The 15,570-nt window shown below is 57.7% G+C and carries 10 protein-coding genes; 8 read left to right on the top strand and 2 right to left on the bottom strand.

Features of this window, described 5'->3' with window-relative positions:
• The first annotated feature begins 38 nt into the window (after positions 1-38).
• The 3 genes from BMY73_RS15720 to BMY73_RS15710 all read left to right on the top strand — a co-directional run bounded on the left by BMY73_RS15720 (position 39) and on the right by BMY73_RS15710 (position 3,627).
• Positions 39-1,604, top strand: coding sequence for a methyl-accepting chemotaxis protein (locus tag BMY73_RS15720; RefSeq protein ID WP_092408227.1), 1,566 nt, complete (start codon positions 39-41; stop codon positions 1,602-1,604).
• 299 nt (positions 1,605-1,903) lie between these two features.
• Positions 1,904-2,554 carry a hypothetical protein gene (locus BMY73_RS15715; protein WP_092408225.1) on the top strand — a complete coding sequence of 217 codons (651 nt, stop codon included), beginning with the start codon at positions 1,904-1,906 and terminating at the stop codon, positions 2,552-2,554.
• Positions 2,555-2,973: 419 nt separating this feature from the next.
• Positions 2,974-3,627: a hypothetical protein gene (locus BMY73_RS15710; RefSeq protein ID WP_139214238.1), complete on the top strand. Its 654-nt coding sequence runs from the start codon at positions 2,974-2,976 to the stop codon at positions 3,625-3,627.
• A 114-nt stretch (positions 3,628-3,741) separates the two neighbouring features.
• Here the strand turns inward: BMY73_RS15710 and BMY73_RS15705 are convergent, their stop codons facing one another.
• Positions 3,742-6,018 carry an autotransporter outer membrane beta-barrel domain-containing protein gene (locus tag BMY73_RS15705; RefSeq protein WP_256571186.1) on the bottom strand — a complete coding sequence of 759 codons (2,277 nt, stop codon included), beginning with the start codon at positions 6,016-6,018 and terminating at the stop codon, positions 3,742-3,744.
• A 788-nt stretch (positions 6,019-6,806) separates the two neighbouring features.
• Between BMY73_RS15705 and BMY73_RS15700 the strand changes: the two genes are divergently transcribed.
• The 3 genes from BMY73_RS15700 to BMY73_RS15690 all read left to right on the top strand — a co-directional run bounded on the left by BMY73_RS15700 (position 6,807) and on the right by BMY73_RS15690 (position 11,963).
• A complete protein-coding gene (locus BMY73_RS15700; RefSeq protein WP_139214237.1) occupies positions 6,807-8,663 on the top strand; it encodes a hypothetical protein in 1,857 nt (618 codons plus the stop codon).
• 63 nt (positions 8,664-8,726) lie between these two features.
• On the top strand, positions 8,727-11,342 hold the full coding sequence (locus BMY73_RS15695) for a hypothetical protein (RefSeq protein WP_139214236.1): 2,616 nt from the start codon (positions 8,727-8,729) through the stop codon (positions 11,340-11,342).
• A gap of 141 nt (positions 11,343-11,483) precedes the next feature.
• Complete coding sequence (locus tag BMY73_RS15690; RefSeq protein ID WP_092408217.1) at positions 11,484-11,963, top strand: hypothetical protein; 480 nt, start codon at positions 11,484-11,486, stop codon at positions 11,961-11,963.
• On the opposite strand, the gene BMY73_RS15685 is transcribed toward BMY73_RS15690, so the two are convergent.
• The gene (locus BMY73_RS15685) at positions 11,952-12,641 is read right to left on the bottom strand and encodes an alpha/beta family hydrolase (protein ID WP_092408215.1); all 690 of its coding nucleotides are present in this window, start codon (positions 12,639-12,641) and stop codon (positions 11,952-11,954) included. The genes BMY73_RS15690 and BMY73_RS15685 overlap by 12 nt on opposite strands.
• Before the next feature lie 871 nt (positions 12,642-13,512).
• Between BMY73_RS15685 and ccoN the strand changes: the two genes are divergently transcribed.
• Both ccoN and ccoO read left to right on the top strand, forming a co-directional pair.
• Positions 13,513-14,955: a cytochrome-c oxidase, cbb3-type subunit I gene (gene ccoN / locus BMY73_RS15680; RefSeq protein WP_062385659.1), complete on the top strand. Its 1,443-nt coding sequence runs from the start codon at positions 13,513-13,515 to the stop codon at positions 14,953-14,955.
• Positions 14,955-15,566, top strand: coding sequence for a cytochrome-c oxidase, cbb3-type subunit II (gene ccoO / locus BMY73_RS15675; protein WP_092408213.1), 612 nt, complete (start codon positions 14,955-14,957; stop codon positions 15,564-15,566). Before ccoN ends, ccoO begins: the two co-directional genes overlap by 1 nt.
• The last annotated feature ends 4 nt before the right edge of the window (positions 15,567-15,570 follow it).

Raw genomic sequence — 15,570 nt, 5'->3', positions numbered from 1 at the left:
CCGATAACACATCAAAGCCTTCCCGGATCGAACAGCTCATGCGAAATAACCAGCCCCTCACCCAACGCGAACGGACATTCCCGGCGCATCAACGGTTGATCTCGACCACTGACGCGCGCGGCGTAATTACCTACTGCAACGACGCGTTCGTTGAAATCAGCGGTTTTTCCCACGAGGAACTGATCAAGGCTCCGCATAACACCGTGCGCCACCCTGATGTGCCACCCGCGGTGTTCGAACACATGTGGACCACGCTCAAACAGGGTTTGCCCTGGATGGGCATCGTCAAGAACCGCTGCAAAAATGGTGATCATTACTGGGTCAACGCCTACGTCACGCCGATTTTCGAGAACAAACAGGTCGTCGGGTTTGAATCCGTCCGCATCAAGCCCACCGCCGAACAGGTCCGTCGCGCGCAAGCGCTGTACCTGCGCCTGAACAGCGGCAAAGCCGCCGTGCCGAGCCGCGACAAATGGCTGCCGGTGGTGCAGGACTGGCTGCCGTTCATCATGGTCAGCCAGGTGAGTTTCCTGATCGGCGTGTGGCTCAATTCCCACTGGGGCTTTGCGCTGGCCGCCGCGCTCTCCGTGCCGCTGGGCCTGCTCGGTTTGAGCTGGCAGCAACGAGGCATCAAGCGCTTGCTGCGTCTGGCCGAACAAACCACCTCTGACCCACTGATCGCGCAGATGTACACCGACAGCCGCGGCCCGCAAGCACGACTGGAGATGTCCATTCTCAGCCAGGAAGCACGGCTGAAAACCTGCCTGACGCGCTTGCAGGACACCGCCGAACACCTGAACGCACAGGCACGTCAGTCCGACAGCCTGGCCCAGGCCAGCTCCATCGGCCTGGAACGTCAGCGCGTGGAGACCGAGCAAGTCGCGACGGCGATCAATCAGATGGCCTCGACCACTCAGGAAGTCGCCAGCCACGTACAGCGCACCGCGGACGCCACTCAACAGGCGAACGAACTGACCCGCCGCGGTCGGGGCATTGCCAGCGAAACCCGTGAAGCCATTCAGCGTCTGTCTGCATCGGTCGGGGAAACCGGCTTGACCGTGACCCAACTGGCCAAGGACAGCGACGAAATCGGCGGCGTGGTCGACGTCATCAAAGGCATCGCCGACCAGACCAACCTGCTCGCGCTCAACGCCGCCATCGAGGCTGCCCGTGCTGGCGAAATGGGCCGGGGTTTTGCGGTGGTCGCCGACGAGGTGCGTCAACTGGCCCAGCGCACCACCGAATCCACCGGACAGATCCATTCGCTGATCGCAAAGCTGCAACAGACGGCTACCAACGCGGTGCAGACGATGGAAAATGGCCGCCGCCAGGCTGAGGAAGGCGTCGAACAGGTCATGGAGGCCGACAAGGCACTGGTCGGCATCAGCGACGCTGTCGCCAACATCACCGACATGGCAACACAAATCGCTGCCGCCACCGAAGAACAAAGCTCCGTTGCTGAAGAAGTCAGTCGCAACATCAGCACCATCGCCCACCTGGCCGACCAGACCTCCGACGAAGCCCGCCGCTCCGCCACCCTGAGCGCCGAACTGACCCACACCGCCAACACGCAATACTCGTTGGTGGAGCGCTTCAACCGCTAATAGCCTCACGCAATACCCAAGCCCCGGCAGCGAACCTGCCGGGGCTTTTTTATGGGTGGTAAAAAAGTAGGACGTTTCCGAAAGTTGCTCATCGCGTCCACTTTTTGCTGTTTTAGTGGGGAATGCGGGATTGACAGAGTGGATGAATGGCTATTAGTTGAAATTCGGATAGCGAAAATAATTAACACCATGATGGTGTTGGCGCTGTTCTAGAGCACCTGATGACAATAAGCGGCATATCGATTCCAAGCGAACCGCTACTACTTCTGCTCGCAAAAAAAATACAAAGGAATTAAACAATGAACAATGGTTTGGCAGCACCCTCTATCCCAGTCGCCGCAGCGGACGGCCTTATTTCTCTCGTCGACTCGCAAAGCGACATCACCATCTTCATCAAAAGCTGGTCCTACTCACACCCCAACGACAAGCTCCAACTGGTATTGAACGATAAACTCACGGGTGATGCCCTATTGCTTCCGGATCCCGTACCCGAAGAGGGCTCGACGTTGATGCTTACGCTGCCTAAAGAGGACGTTATCAAAGACGGCGTTTACGACGTTGCCTATCAAATTACTACTTTCCCAGGTGGTGTATCCGTTCGCTCACCTGCCACGTCTATCAGAATTGATCGTACCTCTCCAGGTGCAGCTCTTCTCGCGGCGGTGGTGCTTCCGCCTGAGCCGTTCGGCGATGAGGTGACCGGCCTGGTTCCCGGCTACGCCGGCATGGAACAAGGTGACGTCATCCAGACCTTGTGCAACAAAACCCCAGGCCCATTCCATATCGTTCAGGCCGACGAGCTCACCCTCCGACCCATCGAAATCACCTTCGAACGTGATTTCCTACAAAGCGTGGGGAATGAAAACGTCACGATCGAGTACTTCGTGACCGACCGAGCGGGCAACCAATCGATCATTTCCCTGCCGGTTCAACTTTTTCTGCAATTGTAACGGATTATTTTCGCTATTCATCCGGATACCTGACAGAGAAGCCTCCACGCTTTTGCGTGGAGGTTCGGTTAATCTTCAAAAAAACGGCGCACGGTTACAATTTTATTCTGCACTTTTGCTTCATCATTCCCTACAACTCTGTCGGAAGTTTCCGGTGGCGATGCATATTTTTTGTGACGCATGTATATAAATAAATATTTGCAAGCCCGAAATTTTGGCCAAAAACGATGAGAAACACACTTTTCGTCATCCCTCAATAGCCTTTTTACACTTCAAAAGTCATGCAAAACCGCTGCATTTGGAGTGATTGACAGCAATTTTTTTGCAACTGAACATATGCGGAAAGCGCTCCGATCTACACACCCTGTTGATAGGCAGAGCTTTTAAACATCAACCCAGTCCGCTAATAAGGAGCTTCCATGGAAGACGAAATGGATATCCCGCCACCCGTTGAGTCACAAGTAAATACATCCGAAAAGGATAAGGAGCCTAACGAAAATCCGGTAATGGATAATAGTGAAGAACCGAAACAGCGGGCAGCGTCCAAGTCCTCAATTCCGCACTTTGAAGAGTTCCGGGCGGTGCCCTCTGCGGACGTTACCGCCAACGAAACTGCCATGATCTTTGAGCACTACCTGCGCAGCGTCCCCAGCTTTCCCTGGCAGCCTCATGAGGAGTCCATGGACGCCACACCCGTCTTCGAGGCCCCCTCGCTGCTCAACAACAAGAGCGGGATCGTGACCCGCGATCAGCTCATCGCAGGTGTTTTCATCGAGGTACCTCGATCCCCCAAACTCTGGACGGGCGATCAGTTGAAGATGCGCTGGGGTTACAACACCTTCCTGACCACAGTCGGCGAGTCAAAGCGCCGTACCGGGCCGCGACTGACGCAGTACCTGGCCCATGCGGCGCTAGCGGACTACAAAAACGGCTTTGTCGAAGTCAGTTACGAAGTCGTTCGCCGCTCGCGCCTGGTCGGGGTTTCCGAAGTGCTCACTGTCGTGTTGAAAGGCGATACCAAGCGGCGATCAAGTCGCAACCGCGCACTTCATCGCGGCAAGCCGCACCCTTGAAATCCGCTGGCCAGTTCGGCCAGACATGAAAACGCCCCGGTTACAACACGGTAACCGGGGCGCCCACAACAAGAACAACACACGCATCAGATCAGGTGATCGAATGCCCGACGATCAGAACGCAAGGCGCAGACCAAGGTTTGCGCCCCATGGCTGCTCGACATGCTCGCCCTTCATGTAATCGAAGTCGGCATGCACCTGCAGGCGTTCGGACAACGACACCGACACTCCGGCTCCCAGCTCGCCCCGGGAGCCGAACAGGTCGTTATCGAAACGCTGATCGTTGACGCTCACGTCATTGCTACGGGAGAACTCATGAGCCAAGGCCACACGCACATAGGGTTGAACCACCCCGCCGTCCTTGAGCGTAAACTGGCGGCCCACGGTGGTACCGACTTTGCCAAGCACCGATTGCGTCTGCCGGGTCCTGGCCTGCAGGCCATTGTCCAGCGTATAACTGTTGCCCTCGACCCATACGCTCGACAGCTGCGCATAAGGCGCCACGAAGTAATCGTCAGGCAGCTTGATGTGCTTGCCGAACTCTACAGAGCCGCCTACCGCCATGTTGCTGTAGTCGCCTTTGGCCTTGCTGCCATCGCTCATCGCTACCTTGGACGCATTGTGAAACTGGTTCAGCTTCACCACGCCATCCAGGTAGTACCCCTCGTCCGAAAGCCAGGTGCCATAAGCGCCGACGTAGTAGCTGTCCACCTCACCCGAAGTGCCACGGCTCATGTCCAGATCGGACTTGCTGTACCCCCCCATCAACCCCACCAAAAGGTGCCCTTTGCTGACCGGGATCGGCGCATCCGCACCGAACGACAGCCCCTGCTGCTTCTGCTGATAATCCACCCCGGCATCGAGCGACGCCTTGAAGCGGTTGCCGTAGCTGCGAATCCAGCCACCGCCCTGCTCCTGACCGCGAACCTCGCCCATGCGGCTGCGCAAAGTGGTCAGTTCGCTGTTCCAGATCGTTGGCCCCGCGCTGAACAACGCCAGCGCACTCTGCGTGGACGGGCTGATAATCTTGCCGGAGCCGACGATAAACCAGTCGTTGCCTTGCTGCTCGAGCGCATAGGAGTAGACACCGAGGTCGGCACGGCCACGGTCACCCGCCAATTCGAAAACCGCGTTGCCGCTCTCCGTATGAATGATCCGCAGCGCGTCGAACTCCGCAGGCACGACTTCTGCGCCGGTATTCTCGACATTGACGTGGTGAAAGCCCGTGGCCGTTCCCTCGACGTTGAGCATGTCACCGGCCCCGTTATCCAGGTTGATGCGCATGTCGAACACCCCGCGGCCAGACAACTCGCCCACGGTAAGCGTATTGAAGGTGTCACCGCGGAAGCTGACACGACCCGCCCCCATCGTCAGCGTCGGCACCTGGTTATCGGCCAGCAACTTCCAGCGCGCATCGGAGTTGATGGTCATGCTGTTCACATTGGTCACATTCCCGCTCAATCGCGCGTCGTTTTGCAAAACGACATCAAGACGAGCGCTTTCTGCAGCCAGCAGATCGCCCTTGAGACGACTGTCGTCGACGATCAGGTCAAGCTGGCCCTTATCTTTGACCTCCACCAGATTGCCGTTACCGGCCACCAGTTCTGTGTTGTTTTGCAGCGTGACGGTGGCAACGGCGAGCGATTTACCATTGTCAAAAAGCTCTATCGCGGGCCCGAAGTGCCCCACCACAGTGGAATGATCAATAATCACGACGTCTGGGGGCGGAAGAATGCCGGTACCCGGTATTGGACCAGACGAGGTGACCGTCAACCCCACCCGTTCACCCTCGACAAGACTGTTATCTTCAATCCGAAGGTTCGAACCGCCAGTCTGCACACCAACCCCGGAACGGCCCTCACCCGCAACACCAAGCACGTGAGTCGCGGTCAGAACGGCGTCACTCTTTGCCACTCTTATCGCGTTACCAGCACCCGATACGAAACTGTTGTTCAGGTTCAGAGCACTGCGGATGTCGTCAACAGCAACGATATCAACGGCCGTCTTGGTATCGCTGCGTATCATCGCGTCTGTTGCGTTCAGTGTACCCGCATGCACCAAAATTGCGGCCGATATGGTGGAGGCATCGATCGTCTGCTCAACCATGCCACCTGTGATATTCACAACCCCCGCCCTACCGTCAGCTTGAATGTTGTTGATCACCGCCCCCTCAAGCAGGTTCAACGTAGAGCCCCGATGCAGGAGATACTCCAGACCGGTGGCCTGATCAACGGTTTCAACAGCGCGCTCCGGAATAGTTATAGCGCCCGGCAAATCCCTGAGAGGTTGCTCCTGTGCCACGCCCTGCAATGTCATCGACATGCCACATAACACTCCTAAAAGTTGCCAATGGGTACCTGCGCCCTGAGATTTTCTGCTTTTATCGTCCACGTCACACGTCCTTCTTTTAAAAGAACGACACACTACGACAGAGAGACGTTCTGCTAGCAGTTAAAAGGGAGACGAAACACGGCGATACTTTCCTAAATGATCGTCATACTTTTCCTACAGAAAATACGATTGTGATGAGCAGCGCTTAAAAAGAATACCGACTGAATCAGGCCGCATGGTTGGCACAAGCCCATTTCAACCTAGGCTGGATTCAGTTATAGCGCCGAAAGGAGAGGAGAAAATGAACAATGCCTGATTAATTTAGGGCAATTAGCTAAAACAGCGAACCCGATCATGAGCGAATAAAGCACGACAACTCGCAAGATCGTCGCTTCACTTCCCGAGACATAGCACCCTCCATTGACAAACCCGAGAAACCGCTATTAGTTAAAAAGTGGCACTCGCATACCGCGCGTTTTTTCACGCGTACATGAGGCTTGCTGTTAACGAAGCGTCAATATGCTGGAAAACACACGAACCTGTGAGAACGAATAACAATAAAAACCAAATCCTGCATCATCCAACATAAGATCCAAACAGCCAGTCAACCCGATTGAAATACTTAGCAATCTATACCCCGCTAAAATATAAACACCTACCACATGTCTATTGACAAGCCACACCCACTACGATTAGTTGAGCGGCATCCCGTATATAAAAGCCTATTTAAACGTACGCGGATTATCTTAATTGCAACACCCACGGGCGCACCATGGCCTGTTAACTTAATAAAAACTCGGCGACCTTTTCAATCAAGGAACCCGACTGCCTTTTAATGGAGAAGCACAATGTGTAATTTAAATCATCAATCATTGGTTACTCGGCACGGCAAAAAAAGAGCGTTGCCGCAACCGAGCGTTCCCGTCGCCGACCCTGTCGACGGACTACTGACCCGAGAGGATCTGCTGCAGCCGATCATCATGAACCTGGTGGCATGGGGAGTATTCGAACCTGGCGACTCTTATCGGCTCCTCTGGAACGGCCAACCTGTCGGTGAGAAAAAATACCTCAGCGACGAAATCCCGGGCGACCCATTGACCCTGGAAATCCCCGCAAGTCTGCTGGAAATCGAAGGCGAATACGCCGTCGGATACGAAGCCAAGGACGAAAGGGGTGGACAGACTGCACCGTCCCCAGAAATCCCGCTGATCGTCGACCTCACCGCGCCAGGCGCTGGCCTGCTGGCCGCCATGGTCTTCCCGCCTGAGACCCAGGACGGCACGCTGACCTCGGACGAACTGACCGCCATGGGTGATGTACTCACCGCCAAGGTCCCGGGCTATGCAGGGATGGCGTGGGGCGACAGGATTGAGACCTTCTGGGGCAGCGTTGCAGGCCCACGGCACACCGTCACCCCGTCAGAGGTAACCCAGGACCGTGTGATGATCGACTTCACGCGAGCGTTTCTCGAAAACCTCGGCGATGTCCGGGAGCCTGTTACCTACATCGTGACCGACCGTGCGGGAAATCCTTCGATCAAGTCGCTTGAGCAAAGCTTCCAGCTGTTTCTGACAGAAATCCCGAAAGACTACCCCGCACCTGTATGTGCACAGGCTGACGATGGGCTGATCGATGACGCCGACGCTCGCGCCAAGGTGGCGGTGGATATTCCGCAATACCCGAATCCTCAAGTTGGCGACCAGATCACATTGCATTGGGGCAGCGCCACGCTCCCGGCAGTGCCTTTGCAGGCAGGCGATGAAACCTCGGATCCGGTGTTTACCCTTAACGTGCCCTACGCACTGATCGCCCAAGCTGGCGAAGGCAACGTCGAGTTGCAATATGAAGTTCGCCGCAACGATGTGCTCGTGGGCGTATCGCTGTCGCTGCCTGTGACCGTGAACCTGACTTTGCCCGGGCCGGTAGATCCAGATCCGGAAACCCCTGAAAACGAAGCGTTGGCCCTGCCGATCATCCGCGGCACCAGCAATAACCCCGACAATCAGGACAACGTCATCGACAAGGATGACTTCCTGCTGGATGCCGAAGCCCTCATTGGCTGGAAAGACGAATTTGCCATCGGCGACACCTTTAGCCTGTACTGGGGGTCGCAACGCACACCGGCCGTTTACACCTTGCGCTCGCCCGACATCGGTCGCGATCTGGTGCTGAGTGTTCCTAACGCATTGCTGACTGCCGAAGGGACGGGAGATTCGATCAAGGTGTATTACACCGTAACCCACGCTGGCAACCCGAATACCTCCAAGTCAGGCGCGCAAACGGTGGTGGTCAGTTCCGAAGGCGATCTGCCGGGTGGGCCAGATGGCCTTGACGGCCCGGTATTCCCCAATGCCAACGAATTCAACGCAATCAGCCCGGTTAACAGCCCTGACGGCACGCCGATCTTCATCGCGCCTTACGTCAATGCGGACAAGTATCCGCGCATCAGCGTGGTCTTTCACGGGTACAACAGAGCCAACGGCGATACGCCTGTACCGGGCGCCAGCATCGAGTTTACCCACGTGCTCGACGCCACAGAGCAGGACGAAGGCTTCACCTTCCGGGTTTCAGACCAGCAACTGAGACTGATCTGTAAAGGTCTCGGCGAAGCTTACTACCGCGTAGAGGGCCCTGGCGGCGTGATGGTCAACTCGCTCACCACTCAAGTGTTCATCACCATGCCCCTTCCAGGCGAGAACTGCTGAGCCGGCAGACCGGCGAGCCTCCGGGCTCGCCAACCAAAACACCAAAACAAGGAAGACAGAATAATGAAGATTGCAACTAGAGCTTTATTAGCACCGCCGGCGATGCAGAACCTGCACGATCCGAGCGGCATCGGTTATGCGGATACCCTGGATCCGCAGGTTCCACTCTCAGTGCGTGTTGGTCCTTATCTGGACATCGGTGAAGGCGATGTCATTGACCTCTACTGCGACGATCAACTGGTCATCAATTACACCGTAAAACGCGAAGACCTGACGCCCGACAGTTATAACTTCGTCGTTCTCCCGCTCGATCAGAAGTTTATTCGTCAAGACTCGATTACCCTCTTGTACGAAGTCACTAACCCCATTGGCGGTCAGAAAAATCAATCCTTTCCAGCGACCATTCCGGTCAAACTCACCCTCCCGGGCGGCACCGACACCAACCCCGCCACCCCCTACGAAAACGAGCGGCTCGCCAAGCCCAAGGTATCCCCTGAAGGCGTGATCACTTCGCCTGAAGGCGTCTCTGTCGAAATCGCGCCGTACATGAATATGGCTGTCGGCGACACGATTACCCTCTCGTGGCACGGCGAACTGATCCGGGCCGAAATTGCAGACGACTCGCAAGTCGGTCAGCCGGTGATCATCCCGGTCAGCAAGGAAATCATCGATCAAGCCGGTGATTCGGACAGGCTGGAAGTGCGCTACGAGATTCGCGACATCGTGAATAACTGGTCGCGCTGGTCACTACCGGTCTATCTGGAAGTGGAAGCAGGCGAGTCGAGCCTGCCCGCGCCGGTTACGCCGCAAGCGCCTGATATGGAGCTCGACCTTGATCGGCTGTCGCAGGCCGATGTTCAGGTGCTGGTGATCGCCCATCCAGACATCCAGCGCGGAGACGAATTGGTGCTTACGGTGGAGCGCAATACGCCCGAAGGCGAGCCACTGGAACCTTACATGGCCAGTCAAACCATCACCTCGCAAAGCAGCTTTTACGAGTTCAAGGTGCCGAACGCGCAATTTCAGCCGATTGCTCAGGGCCGCGCGCGTTTGCAGTATCGCGTCTATCAGCAAGCCGGAAATGCGCTTCGCTCCAAGAGTCTGACACTCAATATTGTTGGCAGCCCCATGGAGCTTGCGCTTCCCCGCGTGCCGGCGGCCGAACAGAACGAGGGTGTCCTGGATCCTGCGTCGCGCAACGTCATCGCCATTGTGCCTGCGTACTACTTCATGTCCGAAGGCAATGACGTGCACTTGTTCTGGATGGGCAAGACGCAGAGCGGTGCCAACGTCATGCACGATGAACTGAAAACCATTGCGAGCGGTGACGTCGGCAGTCAGGTCGACTTCTCTATCCCGGATGACAAGGTCGGCCTGCTGGCGGGCGGCTCGGTCGAGGTCTACTACACCGTCAATACCTTCAATCGGGCGTTTTTCAAATCCACATCGTTGATGCTGCGGGTTAGCGACGACCGCGATATGCCCCTCCCCCTCCCCACCATCCTCGAAGCCGACAACGACACCCTCGACCCGGCCGATACCCTCAACGGTGCAACCGTCGTCATCGGCAGTTCTGCCAATCTGCGCGTCGGCGATCAGGTGAAGGTGAGCTGGAAAGGTGCCAAAGGCAGTGACGAAAAAGAAAAGGTCGTCGCCCCAGACAATGCTGGCAAGGCGTTGTCGGTGGTGTTTTCCAGCGCGCTGGTCAATGTCAATGAAGGTGAGCGCGTTTCGGTGAATTACTCCGTCACCCGCGCCAACGGGACGGTGCAGACGTCCGAGGTGTTTTCAGTGCAGGTCAAGACGACGCTGCGCGAGCTGCCTGCGCCGACGATGGACACCGTGGGGCCGGATGGCGTGGTCAAGCCGGGGCTTATCGCTGAAACGGGAGCGACCGTTCGTGTTGACTTTGACGACCTGTCGAGCGGCGACATGGTAAAGGTGATCTGGGTAGGTGCTTCGCGGTACGAGACGCCGGAACAGACGGCCAGTGGCAGTACCGGCCTGGTGTTCAATGTACCGAAGGCGCTGATTCTGGCGACACAGAACGCCAGGGCGTCGGTGACGTACCAGGTCACTCGCGCGGGCGCCATCCGCGAATCGCTGAAGCTCAAATTGTCGGTGCTCAGTACGCTGACGTTCAACACCAGCCCGTTGACGCTCTCCGGCAAAACCTACGTGCTGACCTCCCGCCCGGACGTCACCCACAAGTGGATGCCCGACAACTCCGCGCAGCGCGTGGCTAAAGAAGGGGTCAGACCCTACACCTACAGCTCCAGCAATCCCGCGATCGCGCAGGTCCAGGGGGACGGCGTGGTGTGGTCTCGCGGCAACGGGAAGGCAACCATCAGTGTCACGGATGCTACCGGCGCCTCGCTGTCCTACCCGATTACGGTCAGTGGTGTGATTCAGTGCGTTTCGCTGCCCAAGGGTAAGTTCGATGAGGTGAACGCAGCGGCCGCCAGCCAGCATGTTCGTCTGCCGAGCATTCAGGAATTGAGAGAAATCCACGCGGCGTACAACTCACGCTGGCCCCTGGACAAGCTCGATCACTGGTCATCCACGGTGGCGAAACCGATCACGCCGTTCGGCAAGACGTACTACGTGAAAAACCCGCACACCGGGCGGGAAATCGACGCTTACACCTACAGCCACCTGCCGGCCGTAGGGCTGCGCTGAGTTTCGGCACCACTGAATGACCCGTTGTGACCGGGGACTTTCCACTGAAGTCCCCGGTTTTCAGTCAGCAACCGACCTGCCCGGCCTCCGGCTGACAGCGCGTCGCCGTGATGAATGTCGAGGGACAAGGAGTATCTATTCATGAAGGGTTTCATCGCCTGCGCACCGTCGGGACAGCGTGCAACGCCGCGCTTTTACGCATCGGTGAACAACAGGCCGTTTTTGGCCAGCAACGTGAGCGGGCTGTCGTGCCTGCGCCCGGAACTGACCGGTGCGCGAACGCACGCGATCTGGAAAATCCATGCGGTCGGCCAGGTCGCCCGTCGACGCACGGTGCTGGGTCTGTTTATCGATCAAACGCTGCAACCGGGCACCTACAACCTGGTAACGGATGAGCGCATCACCGCCATCTATCACCTTACGCCAGCGCAGATGGCGCGGATTTATCATTCACGGGATTTTCAGCAGGGTAGCGTCACGTTGCTGGAGTGCAATCAAGAGACGGGACGCCTGAGGGGTACGTTCGAGTTCGCCATGCCATGGATCGACTTCAGCGTGTCCGAAGGCATGTTCGACCTGGTGTGCCCCCACGAGCGCGTGGCCTCTGCTTCATTTAGATAGAAAGCTTGCGATTCGCTCCGCAGACGCCTGCAAGCACGTTGCATAACTCACGCCCGCTGCTTTCAACGGCTTCAGATCATGATTGGCGGTGGGCACCCAGTGGATGTCGATCTGGTGCGAAAGGGTGTAGGTTTCCACGGTTTCACGATTGCCCAGAGCGTCGCGCTCGCCCTGGAGGATCAAGGTCGGCGTCTTCAGCTCCGCCAGGTGCGCGACACGCGGTTTTTCCGGTTTTCCTGCGGCGTAGAACGGATACCCCAGGCAGACCAACGCATCGGCGCTGACGTCATCGGCAATCAGGCTTGCCATGCGCCCGCCCATCGACTTGCCCCCTATTGCCAGACGCCCAGAGACGGCAGCACGCACGGCGGCGTACACCTCATGCCAGCAGTCAAGCAACCTGGGTTGTGGATTGGGTGGACGCCTGCTGCCGTCAATACGGCGCTGTGCCATATAGGGAAACTCGAACCGCAGCACGCCAATGGCCAGGTCCGCGAGACGCTCGGCCATGTCATTCATGAATTCGCTGTCCATGGGCGCGCCTGCACCATGAGCGAGGATCAGGATCGCGGTATGCCCGTTCTTCGCCGGAGCTGGCGCATTCCACAGCCATCCATGGGCGTGCGCCAGTTGTGCACATCGATCGACGTCCGTACTCGTCACGTGTCTTTTAGTCATGCTTACCTCTTACCCTGGATGGTTGCGCTGCGCATTATGCCGAAGACGCAGGCGAACCCGAATTCCGTCACGCAGAGTGCCCTGTTCCCGGAACGGGACGTGAAGATACCCGCCCAAGACAGCCACGGTTCAGCTTTCCGTCTTTACCCTGACGTGGCACTTCGGATAAAAGCACCGACACGCTGAGCGCCCCAAACCACACACAACCGGGCGGTTTCATTGCCGGCATAGCCTTTTGTCCGGTTCTGGTCGATCAACCGCAACGATCGCCGACATTTTCTGCCAGCTCGGGCCAAATTTTTGGGCGGTTAAAAGTGCAATAGTTGACGGCTTTTGTATACAACTTTAGACGTAGAAACCCTCCACCAAAGGACAGGGAGATCAGGCGGAGGAACGTTTCAGCTATCTTCTGAAACCGTCGTGCGCCGCGCCCTGAAGTCGGGCGCGGTGCCTCGGCAATCCCGCGCGGCCAAGTGTCGCAGTTGTTTTTACGGCTTCCATCGCCGGCCATTCACGTCTAAGCTTGCCGTCATGGTGGTCCGGCGACAGCTGGCCACAGGCCCAGTGAAAGGATTGTGCTCGACCCTCCTTCCCTCTTGCAGACAGACAGCTTCGATCTGTTCGTCACCCGCAGGGTTGTATCCAGTTTTCGGCACTCACGCGCGCTGCCTCACTCGTCCTGTTCCCCCGTCCTGACGGCCCACTCGGGCAACTCAATCCTGCGCCTCGTTGCGCGGAGGGTTGCCAAAAACCGCATCTGTCGTTTCTCTGACCCGTGTCACGCGCTCGTTGCGCGGCAAACGGTCTACGCTTAATTCGATGTTGCGGCTGTTACCACACTAATAAAACACCCAAACCGTGGAACCTTAGAATGAGCACAGCAATCAGTCCGACTGCTTATAACTATAAGGTCGTTCGCCAGTTCGCCATCATGACGGTGGTCTGGGGGATCCTTGGCATGGGGCTTGGTGTCTTCATCGCCTCACAACTTGTGTGGCCTGACCTGAACTTCGGCCTTCCCTGGACCACGTTCGGACGCCTGCGCCCGCTGCACACCAACCTGGTGATCTTTGCCTTCGGCGGGTGCGCGCTGTTCGCCACCTCCTATTACGTCGTGCAGCGAACCTGCCAGACACGGCTGATCTCCGACGGCATGGCAGCCTTCCATTTCTGGGGCTGGCAGGCGGTGATCGTCGGCGCCCTCGTCACACTCCCCATGGGCTACACCACAACCAAGGAATACGCCGAGCTGGAATGGCCGATCGCAATTCTGCTGGCCGTCGTCTGGGTGACCTACGGGGCGGTGTTCTTCGGCACCATCGTCAAGCGCAAGACCAAGCACATCTACGTCGGTAACTGGTTCTACGGTGCGTTCATCGTGGTCACGGCGATGCTGCACATCGTCAACCATATTTCGCTGCCGGTGAGCCTGTTCAAGTCGTACTCGGCGTATTCCGGTGCGACCGACGCCATGATTCAGTGGTGGTATGGCCACAACGCGGTGGGCTTTTTCCTGACCACCGGCTTTCTCGGGATGATGTACTACTTCGTACCGAAACAGGCCGAGCGCCCGATCTACTCGTATCGCCTGTCGATCGTTCACTTCTGGGCGCTGATCACGCTGTACATCTGGGCCGGGCCGCACCATCTGCACTACACCGCCCTGCCCGACTGGGCACAGTCACTGGGCATGGTGATGTCGATCATCCTGCTCGCGCCCAGCTGGGGCGGCATGATCAACGGCATGATGACGCTCTCCGGCGCGTGGCATAAATTGCGCACCGATCCGATCCTGCGCTTCCTCGTCGTCTCGCTGGCGTTCTACGGCATGTCGACCTTCGAAGGCCCGATGATGGCGATCAAGACCGTCAACTCGCTCTCGCACTACACCGACTGGACCATCGGTCACGTACACGCCGGGGCCCTCGGTTGGGTGGCGATGATTTCCATCGGAGCGGTCTATCACATGATCCCGCGGCTCTACGGCCGTCCGCAGATGCACAGCATCGGCCTGATCAACACGCACTTCTGGCTCGCGACCATCGGCACCGTGCTGTACATCGCCTCAATGTGGGTCAACGGTATTACCCAGGGCCTGATGTGGCGTGCGATCAACGATGACGGCACGCTCACGTACTCCTTTGTCGAAGCCCTGCAAGCCAGTCATCCGGGTTACATCGTGCGCGCCCTCGGCGGAGCATTTTTCGCCAGCGGCATGCTGTTCATGGCCTACAACGTGTTCCGCACCGTGTACGCCTCGAATACCGAAGAGGCCGACGAGGCCGCCCGGATCGCTGTCGTGGGAGCCCACTGATGATCAAACATGAAATGCTCGAGAAGAACATCGGCCTGCTGTCGATCTTCATGGTCATCGCCGTTGCCATCGGTGGTCTGACGCAGATCGTTCCGCTGTTCTTTCAGGACGTCACCAATAAACCGGTCGAAGGCATGAAACCGCGTCCCGCCCTGGAGCTGGAAGGTCGCGACGTGTTCATCGCCAACGGTTGCGTCGGTTGCCACTCACAGATGATCCGTCCGTTCCGCGCCGAAACCGAACGCTACGGGCATTACTCGGTGGCCGGCGAGAGCGTCTGGGATCACCCGTTCCTGTGGGGCTCCAAGCGCACCGGCCCTGACCTGGCCCGTGTGGGCGGCCGCTACTCCGATGACTGGCATCGCGCCCACCTGTACAACCCGCGCAACGTGGTGCCGGAATCCATCATGCCGGCCTATCCGTTCCTGGTGGAAAACAAGCTCGACGGCAAGCTGACCGGCCACAAGATGGAAGTCCTGCGCAGCCTCGGTGTGCCCTACACCGACGAAGACATCGCCGGTGCGGGCGCCGCCGTGAAAGGAAAAACCGAGATGGACGCCCTGGTGGCCTACCTTCAGGGCCTGGGCACCCTCATCAAGAGCAAACGGTGATCGC

The organism is Pseudomonas sp. NFACC02, assembly GCF_900110765.1.
GTDB lineage: Bacteria > Pseudomonadota > Gammaproteobacteria > Pseudomonadales > Pseudomonadaceae > Aquipseudomonas.
The sequence above is the reverse complement of the archived record's forward strand: the minus strand, read 5'-3'. Positions and strand labels throughout refer to the sequence as shown.

Bases quoted from the DNA above. Each gene is read 5' to 3' on its own strand.
- BMY73_RS15720 (WP_092408227.1), top strand. From the start codon at position 39: ATGCGAAATAACCAGCCCCTCACCCAACGCGAACGGACATTCCCGGCG.
- BMY73_RS15715 (WP_092408225.1), top strand. From the start codon at position 1,904: ATGAACAATGGTTTGGCAGCACCCTCTATCCCAGTCGCCGCAGCGGAC.
- BMY73_RS15710 (WP_139214238.1), top strand. From the start codon at position 2,974: ATGGAAGACGAAATGGATATCCCGCCACCCGTTGAGTCACAAGTAAAT.
- BMY73_RS15700 (WP_139214237.1), top strand. From the start codon at position 6,807: ATGTGTAATTTAAATCATCAATCATTGGTTACTCGGCACGGCAAAAAA.
- BMY73_RS15695 (WP_139214236.1), top strand. From the start codon at position 8,727: ATGAAGATTGCAACTAGAGCTTTATTAGCACCGCCGGCGATGCAGAAC.
- BMY73_RS15690 (WP_092408217.1), top strand. From the start codon at position 11,484: ATGAAGGGTTTCATCGCCTGCGCACCGTCGGGACAGCGTGCAACGCCG.
- BMY73_RS15685 (WP_092408215.1), bottom strand. From the start codon at position 12,641: ATGACTAAAAGACACGTGACGAGTACGGACGTCGATCGATGTGCACAA.
- ccoN (WP_062385659.1), top strand. From the start codon at position 13,513: ATGAGCACAGCAATCAGTCCGACTGCTTATAACTATAAGGTCGTTCGC.
- ccoO (WP_092408213.1), top strand. From the start codon at position 14,955: ATGATCAAACATGAAATGCTCGAGAAGAACATCGGCCTGCTGTCGATC.